The 12,060-nt window shown below is 44.5% G+C and carries 12 protein-coding genes and 1 pseudogene; 10 read left to right on the plus strand and 3 right to left on the minus strand.

Features of this window, described 5'->3' with window-relative positions; genetic code table 11:
- The first annotated feature begins 314 nt into the window (after window positions 1-314).
- The 8 genes from ACTRWI_RS04400 to ACTRWI_RS04435 all read left to right on the plus strand — a co-directional run bounded on the left by ACTRWI_RS04400 (window position 315) and on the right by ACTRWI_RS04435 (window position 7,266).
- Window positions 315-1,451: an efflux RND transporter periplasmic adaptor subunit gene (locus tag ACTRWI_RS04400; protein WP_499129634.1), complete on the plus strand. Its 1,137-nt coding sequence runs from the start codon at window positions 315-317 to the stop codon at window positions 1,449-1,451.
- Entirely contained in the window at window positions 1,444-2,715 is a 1,272-nt protein-coding gene (locus ACTRWI_RS04405; RefSeq protein WP_499129635.1) for a TolC family protein, read from the plus strand. The genes ACTRWI_RS04400 and ACTRWI_RS04405 overlap by 8 nt, the downstream gene beginning before the upstream one ends.
- Before the next feature lie 129 nt (window positions 2,716-2,844).
- Window positions 2,845-3,957: an ABC transporter permease gene (locus tag ACTRWI_RS04410; protein WP_499129687.1), complete on the plus strand. Its 1,113-nt coding sequence runs from the start codon at window positions 2,845-2,847 to the stop codon at window positions 3,955-3,957.
- Between the two features lie 14 nt (window positions 3,958-3,971).
- Window positions 3,972-5,243, plus strand: coding sequence for an ABC transporter permease (locus ACTRWI_RS04415; protein ID WP_499129636.1), 1,272 nt, complete (start codon window positions 3,972-3,974; stop codon window positions 5,241-5,243).
- Window positions 5,244-5,262: 19 nt separating this feature from the next.
- The gene (locus ACTRWI_RS04420) at window positions 5,263-5,967 is read left to right on the plus strand and encodes an ABC transporter ATP-binding protein (protein ID WP_499129637.1); all 705 of its coding nucleotides are present in this window, start codon (window positions 5,263-5,265) and stop codon (window positions 5,965-5,967) included.
- Window positions 5,968-6,188: 221 nt separating this feature from the next.
- Window positions 6,189-6,665: a hypothetical protein gene (locus ACTRWI_RS04425; RefSeq protein ID WP_499129638.1), complete on the plus strand. Its 477-nt coding sequence runs from the start codon at window positions 6,189-6,191 to the stop codon at window positions 6,663-6,665.
- 108 nt (window positions 6,666-6,773) lie between these two features.
- Window positions 6,774-7,082 carry a hypothetical protein gene (locus ACTRWI_RS04430; RefSeq protein WP_499129639.1) on the plus strand — a complete coding sequence of 103 codons (309 nt, stop codon included), beginning with the start codon at window positions 6,774-6,776 and terminating at the stop codon, window positions 7,080-7,082.
- Window positions 7,069-7,266: a hypothetical protein gene (locus ACTRWI_RS04435; protein ID WP_499129640.1), complete on the plus strand. Its 198-nt coding sequence runs from the start codon at window positions 7,069-7,071 to the stop codon at window positions 7,264-7,266. Before ACTRWI_RS04430 ends, ACTRWI_RS04435 begins: the two co-directional genes overlap by 14 nt.
- A gap of 206 nt (window positions 7,267-7,472) precedes the next feature.
- Here ACTRWI_RS04435 and ACTRWI_RS04440 read toward each other — a convergent pair whose 3' ends face one another.
- Entirely contained in the window at window positions 7,473-8,327 is an 855-nt protein-coding gene (locus ACTRWI_RS04440) for a hypothetical protein (RefSeq protein WP_499129641.1), read from the minus strand.
- Between the two features lie 416 nt (window positions 8,328-8,743).
- Here ACTRWI_RS04440 and ACTRWI_RS04445 point away from each other — a divergent pair, with 416 nt between their 5' ends.
- Complete coding sequence (locus ACTRWI_RS04445) at window positions 8,744-9,826, plus strand: hypothetical protein (protein WP_499129642.1); 1,083 nt, start codon at window positions 8,744-8,746, stop codon at window positions 9,824-9,826.
- A 363-nt stretch (window positions 9,827-10,189) separates the two neighbouring features.
- A pseudogene (locus ACTRWI_RS04450) lies at window positions 10,190-10,354 on the plus strand (IMP dehydrogenase); the annotation flags it as partial.
- Between the two features lie 89 nt (window positions 10,355-10,443).
- On the opposite strand, the gene ACTRWI_RS04455 reads toward ACTRWI_RS04450, so the two are convergent.
- Both ACTRWI_RS04455 and torT read right to left on the minus strand, forming a co-directional pair.
- Window positions 10,444-10,899, minus strand: a complete 456-nt coding sequence (locus ACTRWI_RS04455) for a methylglyoxal synthase (RefSeq protein WP_499129643.1) — start codon at window positions 10,897-10,899, stop codon at window positions 10,444-10,446.
- Window positions 10,900-10,960: 61 nt separating this feature from the next.
- On the minus strand, window positions 10,961-11,989 hold the full coding sequence (torT, locus tag ACTRWI_RS04460; RefSeq protein ID WP_499129644.1) for a TMAO reductase system periplasmic protein TorT: 1,029 nt from the start codon (window positions 11,987-11,989) through the stop codon (window positions 10,961-10,963).
- Window positions 11,990-12,060: the final 71 nt, after the last annotated feature.

Below are 12,060 nucleotides of genomic sequence, written 5' to 3' on the forward strand. Positions count from 1 at the left end.
AGTGATCTAACTTGATTTGTGAATCAGTTTCATTAATTGGCAAAAGTAAAATGAGTCGTGATGATGTTTATATAACGATTGTATAATTAGCGATTTGCCTCTTTTTCAGCTCATGGCATTTGAGTCAATCACCCAACGGCGTCAATATTTAGGCTCATGTCACTAAGTGGATTATCCATCTAACTTACTGTCAATAGCTATCTGACATAGCCATACCAAATATTACAAACTCACGATATTAAAGCCGATATTATTCAAGAACTTTATGTTCATAAGATTGTCACAATACGACACAAAAATAATCGGTATCAATAATGGCAAAAATTTGGCTTGTCTCTTCTATAAGTGTTGCATTGCTTGGCGGCGGTGCATATTTTTATCTGCAACCTTCCACTCAACCAGAGACGTTTCAAACGCTGGTGGTGGAAAAGGGAACCATTGAAAAACAAGCGGTAGCGGTCGGTAATATTGTTCCTGCGCACTCAGTGTCTATCAAGTCGCAAATCGATGGCATTGTGGGTGAAATGTACGTGCAGGTCGGTGAGAAGGTCAAGCAAGGCCAAGCATTGATTAAGGTTCGCCCGAACCCGACGCCACAAGCACTGACCGATGCATCGACAGATCTCATGCGCAGCGAAGCGGACTTAGAATCTGCTAAACAAAAGCTGACTAACCTTGAAAGCTTGGTGAAACAAGACATCATCCCTGAAAACTACGACGAATACGTCAGCGCGCGCTCAGCAGTGAAATCGGCGCAAGCGAACGTACTGCAAAAGCGCCAGAACCTAGAACTGATCCGCAGTGGTGAAGCTTCTATTGGTGATGCCCGTTTAACTTCAACCATTCATGCACCAATTGATGGCACTGTATTGAACCGCAAAGTGGAAGTGGGTGAACCAATTATCTCAACCGAGTCCAGCCAAGCGGCGACAGAAATGATGTCTCTGGCTGATATGAACAGCCTGATCTTCAAAGGAAGTGTGAGCGAGCACGATGCCGCGCAGCTTACTCCGGGTATGCCTGTGCTGCTTACCGTTGCACCTTATCCTGATATGGAAATTTCGGGTGTGTTAACCAAAGTTGCAATCCAATCAGAAAACCTTAACTCGCCAGCAGGTAACGCGACGGCAAAAAGCTTTGATAACGGATTTGAAGTCGAAGTTGGTGAACTGAAGATCCCAAAAGAGATCTTACTGCGTTCGGGTTTCTCATCCACAGCACAAATCACACTGAAGAAATCTGAGAACGTCTTAACCTTGCCAGAGCGAGCACTCAAATTTGATGGCGATACACCAAACGTATTGATTCCAGATAGCTCAGAGCAAGGTTTCCACAAACAAAAAGTGAAGCTTGGTTTGTCGGATGGCATCAACGTAGAAGTATTGGATGGCGTTAAGCTAGACGAAGAAATCATCGATAACAGCATGATGATGGGAGCCGCACATGGCTAAGCGAAACCTATCTAAAATCGGATGCGCGATTCTGGTGGCCACAATCAGCTTACCAAGCTATGGCATCTCGATTGAACAAGCGTGGCAACAGGCGAAACAAAGTGACCCAAATTACGAGAAAGCCAAAATTGGTGTTCAACTTGGCGAAGTGGGTGTTGATGCGAGCCGCAGTTCACTCTTACCCGGCTTAAGTGCCACGGCATCGGCGAATTGGAATGAATCCACTGACAGCACCAACAGTTATGGCGCATCGCTTTCTCAAACTATTTGGGACAGCAGCTTGTGGTCAGATTTGGATCAAGCAAATGCCAACTACATCAAAGCTCAGCTAGAGCTGACTCAATCACACAATGAACTAGCTAAAAGATTGCTTTCATCGTATTTGGATGTGGCAAGCGCGCAGGGGGATCTTCAACTTGCGCAGTCCAAGTTTGCAGAAGGCAACAAATTGCTGAAGATCATCGAGAAGCGTTACCGAGCAGGTAAAGTGAAATCGGTGGATGTAGAAGAGATCCGTGCGACACAAGTTGCTGATAAAGCAGGCATTTTGAATGCGCGCTCAGATTTAGAAGTTAAACGAGCGGACCTGGCGGCTTTGATCAACCAAGTTCCCCAAGACGTTGACCAAATTCGCACTGACTCCCTTGTTCAACCGCCAATGATGGTGGAATCGCAAGAGCAATGGCTAAAGCTTGCTAAAGACAGTAGTCCAGAATTGCTGGTAGCAGCACAGAACGTGAAAGCCAGCGAGTTTGCCAAAGATGCAGCCCAAGGCGTTTACTACCCAACGGTGAAAGCTAATGTTGGGTATAACGATGATGACCGACATCAAGACGGTGAATTCAGCGCGGGCATTACACTCAGTGTGCCTATTGACTTGAATGGCGCAACGCGTGCCAGAGTGGACGAAGCGTCACTCAATACCTTCAGCGCAAAACAAGACTTACGTAAAGTCGAAATCGACATCCAAAAGCGCGTGATTCAGCAGTTTACTCAAGTCGACATTAACTGGAACCAAGTTTTGATGGCTGATGAATTGGTTACTTCTCGCGAGAAAGTGTTGCGCAGTAAAGAGAAACTTTACGATGCCGGTATGTTAGAAGTCTCGGAAGTGATTAGTGCGCACAACAGCTTGTTTGAGGCGAAAAATAGCCTGCAAAATAATCTGTACAACTACTGGCGTCAGCGTATCGGCTTGTTGCAAACCGCAGGTAAGTTAGATGACGACACCATGGTACTGATCTCCCGAGTATTTAACTCATGACCCGTCTATTGCAGCAAACTTTATTACAGCAGACTGTATTGCAGCAAACATGGCAAACATTGATGGCGCACCGCGTGAAGAGCATGTTGGCCATCGTGGCTATTGCTTGGGGGGGTAATTTCAGTTGTGGTGTTGATTGCATTGGGTGAAGGTTTTTATCGCCATCAAACTCAGCAATTATCATTTATGGTCAACAATGTGCAAGTCGCCTTTCCGTCGAGTACTAGCAAACCTTGGCATGGCTTACCTATGAGACGCGAGATCCAGATCCCGCAGGACAAGGTCGATATGATTGAACAATCGGGTTTTGTGAAACAAGCATCCAGTGTTTATGCCAAGTGGGATGCGAACGTCACCAATGAAAAAGGGCAGAACCTGACAAGCTTCGTCAGTGGCATTGATTCCCATTACTTCTCGTTGATTCAACGTAAGTTGGAGCAAGGTTCGCGTAACCTTTCACCCAGTGATATTGCCAACCACACTCGCGTTGCGATTCTGGGGGATCAAGTTGCCAAGATGGGGGGATTTCACGTCGGGCAAACAGCCAAAGTCAATGGCATTCCATTTTTGGTGATCGGCATTATGAAAGACGAAGATGCGGGCATTTCATTTGGTGATAGCCGTAAAGTCTTCATCCCTCATACCACATATCTTGATTTGTGGGATGCTAAACCTTGGATGCTGCTACTCAAGCCTGTCGACGATATGGATAGCAATGCATTCCGACAAGCCATCGTTAACTTTTATGCCAAACAATTGCACTTTGACCCGACTGACAAAGAAGCGATTAACTTGCCAGACTTTAGCGAGGCAGCGGCGGTAATTACGGGCATTTTCCGTGGCATTCAAATCTTTCTGGGGGCGAGCGGTGCGATGACCATGGCTGTTGGCGCTCTTGGTGTCGCAAATATTATGTTCCTCTCTGTGACAGAGCGAACGCGAGAAATCGGTGTACGCTTGGCGATTGGCGCAACGCAAAAATCCATACTCAGCCAGTTCATCCTTGAAGGATTGTTATTGGTGGCTTTTGGCACCGCACTTGGTTTAATGATGGCATACTTGGTGGTGGCACTGCTCGGGTCTATGCATTTACCAGATTGGTTAGGTTTTCCTGTGATTACGGGAGATTCCATTCTTTTGTCATTGTTGGTGACTCTCGTTCTAGCTTTGTTGGCGTCTTACTTTCCGGCAAGGCGAGCATCGCGTCTCACCCCCGTAATAGCATTAAGTGCGAGGGCATAAATATGTTGCTACCGATGAGACAAATCTTTCAGGAAATGGCAGCAGAAAAGCTGCGTTTGGGATTAACCATTCTTGCCGTTGCATGGGCAACCCTTTGTATCGCAGCCATGCTGGCGGTGGGCGAGGGCATTCGCCAAGGTGTATTAAGAACAGCGCAAGATGGTAACGGGAACCTGATTTACTTAACCGGAGGCATGGCGACCGTCGATTATGGCGTCTTCCACCAAGGTAAGTTTTTAACCTTAAAAGCCGACGATAACGATGTAATTAAAGCCCTGCCAGAGGTGAAAAGCGTTGCGCCAACCGCAGTTTGGGATGAGCGCATTACAGTCGGTGACCGAGGAATATGGCAAAAACCACTAGCCGTTACGACAGACTTCGCATCTATGACCAACTTAATCCCGATGGATGGCGGACGTTGGCTCAATCCACTTGATCAAAAAGAGATGCGTAAAGTCGTTGTGTTGGGCCATTCACTTGCTGCGGACTTGTTTAACCCTATTGAAGATTTCAGCTGGTTTACCCCTGTGATACTGCAAACCAATCCTGTCGGTGAAAAGGTAAAAATTGGTAGTGAAGAGTTCACCGTAATTGGTGTGTTGAAGAAGAACAGTGCTGAAATCGAACAGGGCGACCAAATCAACTACGCCAGCTTCGTGCCGTTAGCAACGTGGCAACGCTTTCATACAAACGGCGATATCGGAGGCATCAACGTCGAGCCGCAAGTTCATGCTGATCGTGAAAAACTGGCAAAAACCATTCGTCAGGTGATCGCTCGTAAACACGGCGCCAGTGTGAGTGATGAGCAGGTCGTCCAAGTGGAAGATATGTTCCTCAAACAGAAAAGCATGCAGCAGTTCTTGATTGGCTTACAAAGCTTTCTTGGGATCATCGGTTTTGTCACGCTGGCCGTGGCGGGCGTAGGAATTGCGAATGTCATGTACGCGACCGTAAAACGTTCCACCCGAGACATCGGTGTGCGCATGGCAGTCGGCGCCACGCCTACAGCCATTCGTCTTCACTATCTAGTGCAATCACTGATGACCATGATGCTCGGCGGTGTGCTTGGGCTAGGTTTGACTTACACGCTTGTGTCGGCCATCAGCGCCATAAACCTAGAAGGCAACACCTTCTATGAACACCTTGGGAAACCGGTCCCTGAGCTTTCTTGGATCGTTGTTGCGATTGTGATTTCCACCTTGGTGTTTATTGGTGTCGCCTCTGCATGGCTGCCTGCAAACCGCGCTGCTAAAGTTAGCCCATTGGAAGCGCTGCAAAGTGAATAACAAAAACTCTGGAGATAAGATGTCGAACACGACACTGGTTGAGTTGACCAACATTTGTAAATACTACTCAAGCGGAGAGGCGGAAGTACGTGCGCTAGACGGGGTCGATTTGACCATCAACCAAGGTGAATTTCTTTCCATTCTTGGTCCGTCTGGCTCAGGTAAATCGACCCTGATGAACATGCTGGGCTGCTTAGATAAACCGACCTATGGCCAATACCATTTGGGTGGTCAAAACGTCGCAAGTCTAAGTCCGAACGAGCTAGCCGGTATTCGTAACCAAAAGATAGGCTTTGTTTTCCAAAGCTTTAACTTGCTGGAATACGCGACAGCGTTGGATAATGTGGCATTGCCATTGGTTTACTCTGGGATCAAAGCCAAAGAACGTCGCCAGCGTGCCGCGAAGCTACTTGATCAAGTTGGGTTAGGGGATCGCCTCGACCACAAGCCAAATCAGCTTTCTGGTGGTCAAAAGCAGAGAGTGGCGATTGCGAGAGCCCTAGTTAACGATCCGCAAATCATCTTAGCTGATGAACCTACAGGGGCATTGGATTCAAAATCCGGCGCAGAGATAGAGTCTTTGTTTAATTGTCTTCATGCGGAGGGGCGAACATTGATTATCGTGACACATGATAATTCGCTTGCGGAACGAACTAAGCGAATCGTGACGATCAAAGACGGTAAGGTATTGTCTGACCGCAAAGGGCAACATTACTCAGCCTAGTGCGTTGAGCTTTGACTAGAGGCTGCTTTTTTGCTTTCATTCTCGACCGCTCTTCGTTGATGGTATTTTGGCTGTGAGCATCTGCTAATGTGAAATAGGTATGGAGGTGCCACAATTTACACAGCTTTATAAAATGCTCTGTATCTATTCTACTCATCTTTAGGCTGTTTCCTGAACTCACTGGGCGATGGCACTTACCACGTTGGGGAAAAGTCGTTGCAATGCCAGAGCTGCCACACGAGGGGGGCTTATCCGATCGTTTTTATCCTCACTACGCGGTGGATGTGCAGCTGCTCGATGAAAAAGGCATGGAGTATGAAGATAAATCACCACTGCAGGCGGTGCCGCTTCCGGTTCCTGGTCTCGGTGACCATGCGGGACGTCTAGAGCCGCCGGCTATCGGCAGCATCGTAGAGCTCGGGTTTATGTTTGGCCAACCCGACAAGCCTTTTATTCGTTGCGTGCTGCCCCTTGGGGTCAAACTGCCAGGCATTAAGGAAGGCGAAAGCCGATACCAACAGCGCAAAGACGTGTATCAATTAGTCGACCAGGAAGGCAACTTTGAACGTAAGAGCGACCAAGCCGACAAGCTTGAATGCCTTACTCAACAAATCAAAGTGCTTGAAGATAGAATCGCTGAAATTGATGGGAACCACACCGAAACCGTTAGAGTCGCCGGCTATCGGCAGTATTGTTGAACTCGGGTTTATGTTCGCCCAACCCGACAAGCCTTTTATTCGTTGCGTGCTGCCACTAGGTTTTAAACTGCCCGGCATTAAGGAAGGAGAAACCAACAGCGAAAAGGCGTGTATCAATTAGTCGACCAGGAAGGTAACTTTGAACGTAAGACAGACCAAGCCGACAAGCTTGAATGTCTCACTCAACAAATCAAAGTGCTTGAAGATAGAATCGCTGAAATTGATGGGAACCACACCGAAACCGTCAAAGGCAATAGAACCATCAAAGCTAAGAACATCACCGAAGACGCCGACACCATCAAATTCAATGGCGGAAAAGGCGTGTGTACCGGCGCGAGTATTTGCCCTTCATGTGGAAACCGCATGTCGACGTATCAACCACCGTTTATGCAGGGAAGTAGCAATGGCGATAAGTAAAACATCACTGAAACAAAAATTAGAAACCGAGCTTAAAGCCCAGGGCTTTGTGCTTGATGGTGAATTTGCTACGGCAGGAAAGATGGCAGAAGCCATTGCCAATGCAGTAGTCGATGAGATCACACAGAACACCCGTGTGGAAGTCACAGGCGGCAGCTCAGCCGTGAACTATCAAGTGCAATAAGGTATGAGTTAAACCACATGTTGATGTGTTTAGGCTTTAAACAGCCAGCCATCATATTTTTAGAGATGAGCATGGCTGCTTAAATGGGGAGTTGTCGCACTTAGGACTTGAACTCAGTACTTTACTAATTCAGTATTTATGTGCAAATGATCGTAGATGCATCAATATTAAAGGCTTTGGTTTAAAAAGTTCTAAATTGAGCTAATTTAATAAGCAGTTAATTCAATTGCTACTCCGCCTTTACGATGAATATCTTGAACATTAGGTGGGTTGAATAGTAATTTTACTTTAAATTGCTCTTCAGTTACGTAACTGTACATTGAAGCGAAAAAATCGCCATCGTTAACTTCATCGCTACAACCAGTATAAGCGATACTATCAATATAGTAAGAACGTATGCCACCATCCTGAACCGATTGTAAACTACCTTCAATCTCACAACCTAATTCTGCCTGATAGCCTTGAATTGATGCTGTGCCATCTTCATTGTCATCGACTAATAAATCATATTTCAAATCATCAGAATGGAACTTTAATTTGCCAAGTTTTGATAACCCTATGCTTTTACTGATTTTTTTGAAGTGTAAGGTTTGGCTCTCTTCAAAGCCAAAATCTTTAAATTCCTCATCAACCTGGTTAAATGTAATTTTTATCTGATTAGTTTCTGACAACGGCTCAATATTTATACTTGCATGGTATGTAAGTCCAGGTAAGTATGGATCTTGTTGTTGATATTCACCTAAGTTAATATCTTGATTTATCGCGAAATTAGGGAAGATTGCATAAAGTCTCCTTTCTTGACCGTTATTGTCTTTGACAATAAAAACCGCTTCTTCAATGGTATGATTTTTATTATTACTAACAATAGAGAGTTCAACATTACGACTGAAATTCTCCGATAGGATATAACCCCCTGGTTCTATCATCTTAGTTGGTGTTGGTGTTGGTGTTGGTGTTGGTGTTGGTGTTGGATCAGGTTCTTTTGCACTTTCACTACCACCGCCACAGCCGGTTAGAAATACAACGAGAGCAAGAGATATAAATTGAGCAATATGTTTCATATAAATAACCTTGTAAGTAAGGGGGGGAATATAAACCAATATCAGGTGAATGCAATCACGTCACTCGGCTCCCGTCCTTAATTGACAAACATTTTACAAACCCACAATTTCAGATAATGTGTGCGACACTTCATTAGTAGACTGAGGAAAATAGCATATGGGAATAAGAAACTAATATGCACTTAGCTGCAAATATGCATTCTGTTTTGAGTGGGGATAGATTTACGACAGTACAGGCAACTCGTGCTAGCACATTATAAGAAAGTATCTATTTAGTACGCTAACAATTGCCTGAGTATTTTATTTTAAAGTAAACAGGTGTATGTTTTGTGTCCTATTGACTATAGTGTCAATAGTTCAAATTTTAATAAGACTGGGAGTGCATCTAATTGCAAATCCTGTGGGGGGGGGTAATTATGAAACAATACATAAAGTTATTATTAGCCATGCCGTTTATCCTATTGGCTGGGTGTAACTCAAGTTCAAGTTCAAACGAAAATGAAGCCTCTAGACCTGTTGCTGATTATACGTTTTCATCAGAGAAATTGGCAGATTTAATAGATGATAGGGTGTTGTTTCTAGATGGGGTTAAGCTCACCTTTGATGGGAATGTCTATGATAAAACTGAGTTTGCAATTAGTGATGGTAGTGAAGGATTATTATTAGTAAAGCTTGTCGACCTTAACGAAAACAAAGTCGACGTGTGGATGGATTTCGAATCCGGAGAATGTGCAATTTTACCGGAAAATGGTGCGTTTGATGGTTTTGATTGCGCCAGTGATAAGCATGAAGTATCTGGTGACTTTACATTGATTCAATCAATTACAATAGATGGTAACCAATCGCTAGACTTGGAGTATTACACTGATGGCCTTGAGTATATTGCAAGTATTGGAAGCACGATCTTAACTGCGGTAGAACAAGGTACGAGAATTGATATTACGACAACTTTTGCCTTTGATGATTTCTTCCGAGCTATTGATGAGGATGATATTGGCAGCACTCTAGGCCTTACAACCAATACACAACTCAATGATATTGTAGAAGAGTTTCTTGGTAACAACAAAGAGAAATGGCTGCTATTTGATAATCAAATTGATGGCAGCATGGATGATGACATCAATATGTATACAGGCCTGATGATCCACGATCACGAAATAAACACAGTGGTGACACCTAACGGATCCGTTTTCTCTGGCGGTACTGATCTCTTCGCTGCAGGTAAAACGCGTACTCTCCAGCGCGCGAGAGAGGTTGATGACATTGCAAGCCTCGAGCAAATCGGTGTTCATAGTTGGGGAGAGGGAGACAAAACTGCAAAAGATTTCCCATACACAGATGAAAGCCACCGCAAACAGGCGACTTATTTCAATGAAGTAATGGGTGACAAAGGCATCGATTTCTATCTGTTTACCTTAGATTCTGCCCCATTCGATGGAAAGTACTGGATGACTAAAGCGGATTCAGATAAATATGACCTTATAACTCATATTGAGTAGAGGATCCGAGCTGTTTATTCGCAATTTGAATATCAGCATATGATTCCTATTTCGCCCACCTCACACGATCTGGAGTGGGCTTTTTACATCTTAAGATTAATATTTATTCATTGATCAATAATATTGCAGGCTTACTGACACGGAGCCATCCAGATCAGTTTCTAATAAGCTTCTCGTAGCTGATTTGTTAGTGATAGGATTATTATAACTTGCGCTGTTCATGAGTTGCAGGTCTAGGAGTAAGCGATGTTACAAAGTGATCCTTAATCTTCACGGTCTTACTATCCTATTTACGTGGCGGAAAAATGGCGGCATTCATTGTAAAACAGCGTTATTTATGGGAATAAATCTCTAGGAAATGCTGTACTTCCGTTCCACGGCAACGTTCATGACTCGATTTCAGATATCCTTGGTGTTGTACGTTCAAGTTGTACATACGTAGGCGCAGCAAAGCTTAAAGAGCTAACGAAGCGTACGACTTTCATCCGTGTACAAGAGCAAGAGAACAATGTATTCGGTAAAGAGTAATCTGAACGAATTCGAATAGTTTGAAATTAAGAGCCGCTTCATTAAGCTGGCTTTTTAGTCTTTGACGTATTGGTCTGTCTTAACGAGAGTTAGGTACGCTCAGCAAGATACGCTTCGTAATCTGGAATCTCGATAATCACTTCTTCTTCTAGCATTGAAGAGTTGAAAAGGAAGTTCGCAGTCGCGCGGTTGGTTGCAACTGGAATGTTCCAAACACTCGCAATACGCAGTAGTGCTTTTACATCAGGGTCGTGCGGTACGGAATTAAGTGGATCCCAGAAGAAAATCAGCATGTCGATTTTACCTTCTGAAATCAGAGCGCCCAGTTGTTGGTCACCACCCATTGGGCCACTGATCATGCTCTTGATTGCTAAACCTGTCTCTTTGCTTAGCAGAGAACCCGTTGTACCAGTCGCATAAAGGAAATGGCTTTGTAGCTTCTCTTTGTTCTCTTTTACCCATCTTAGTAGCTCAGGTTTGAAGTGGTCATGAGCGACTAGAGCGATATGCTTATGCGTTGGCATAGTACGCGTTGTTTTTTGCATGAATTTTCCCTAAATTATCGTTCGTATTTTTATTTTTATGAGTGCTTAACTCAATATAACACTATGGATTCACACTGAATACCGGCCGAAACTCAGAAGGTGACAATGAATCGGCAATAACTTGATCTTTGAGTGTTGCTGGGGTCAGAGCTTCAATTTTTGGTGCGCTGTGCATCTCGTAAGGCTGCCCTCGTAAATAACTCACCGCTTGTTTCACCGACAAGCGACCCTGTTCCACCATTTTGTCTGTTGGTGAAAAAAGTACCTTGTTTCGCAGTAAGCCACGGTAAGTACCATGACTCAAATAGCTGGAAATAAGACCAATTTCATCGATTTTACCCGCCGCTCTTAGTTCACTGATAGCAGCCTCGATGGCAACGGCACTACCAACGATGTATTGAACCTTTGCTTGTTCTATCACTTGTTGTACAAGATTGCGTTGCAGCTCTTTGTCGTTGTCAGCCCAATAGCTCACATCGATTTTTACATCACTATCTTTAATCGCGTCATAGAACCCTAACGCAACAGGCTTGGTGCCACCACTTGCTTGAGGGCCAAGCAATAATGCAATAGGGGTTTCGCCTGAGCCTGTTGGATGGAGCTTCGCTAAATACTTACCTACTTGAAAGCCCATCTGATACCAATCAACACCAACTGTACCTTTCAATACTTTTTGCTGCTCTTTGCTTAACGTCAATTCGTTCACTGTTACAAACACAGGTGTCGAGCCAACCCAGTCAGTAAGGTTATCGTGATAGGCGTCTGGTGATACTGTGCCTAAAATAATGGCTTCGGCACCCCATTTAGTACACAGGACGAGTTGTGAGGCTTGTTTGCCGATGTTTGGATAGCCACCAGCTTCGAGTACTCGTAGTTCTACCTGCAATTTTTCAGCTTCGGAAATCATGCCGTAATTTACAGATAACCAATAGGAATCCTTTAGGTGTGGGTAGATGGCGCAAATCTTCTCTTTTTGTGAAGTCGCAGTCGCCGGTTTGATAGGGCTTAATAGCTCATCAGCACTAGCTGAAGAGGCAAATAACGCAAGTAAAGATAAAAGAAGTTTTGACGCGAAGGATTTAGTGCGCATGAATTGCCGTTTTATTGGTTTTAGATAAGAAACACTGCAAAATATAGCGTATTCTGCAGGGGTAAAGAAGA

The sequence above is a fragment of the Pseudoalteromonas sp. G5_S1_14_S5 genome, assembly GCF_054968605.1.

Bases quoted from the DNA above. Each gene is read 5' to 3' on its own strand.
- ACTRWI_RS04405 (WP_499129635.1), top strand. From the start codon at position 1,444: ATGGCTAAGCGAAACCTATCTAAAATCGGATGCGCGATTCTGGTGGCC.
- ACTRWI_RS04400 (WP_499129634.1), top strand. From the start codon at position 315: ATGGCAAAAATTTGGCTTGTCTCTTCTATAAGTGTTGCATTGCTTGGC.
- ACTRWI_RS04415 (WP_499129636.1), top strand. From the start codon at position 3,972: ATGAGACAAATCTTTCAGGAAATGGCAGCAGAAAAGCTGCGTTTGGGA.
- ACTRWI_RS04420 (WP_499129637.1), top strand. From the start codon at position 5,263: ATGTCGAACACGACACTGGTTGAGTTGACCAACATTTGTAAATACTAC.
- torT (WP_499129644.1), bottom strand. From the start codon at position 11,989: ATGCGCACTAAATCCTTCGCGTCAAAACTTCTTTTATCTTTACTTGCG.
- ACTRWI_RS04445 (WP_499129642.1), top strand. From the start codon at position 8,744: ATGAAACAATACATAAAGTTATTATTAGCCATGCCGTTTATCCTATTG.
- ACTRWI_RS04440 (WP_499129641.1), bottom strand. From the start codon at position 8,327: ATGAAACATATTGCTCAATTTATATCTCTTGCTCTCGTTGTATTTCTA.
- ACTRWI_RS04425 (WP_499129638.1), top strand. From the start codon at position 6,189: ATGCCAGAGCTGCCACACGAGGGGGGCTTATCCGATCGTTTTTATCCT.
- ACTRWI_RS04455 (WP_499129643.1), bottom strand. From the start codon at position 10,899: ATGCAAAAAACAACGCGTACTATGCCAACGCATAAGCATATCGCTCTA.
- ACTRWI_RS04435 (WP_499129640.1), top strand. From the start codon at position 7,069: ATGGCGATAAGTAAAACATCACTGAAACAAAAATTAGAAACCGAGCTT.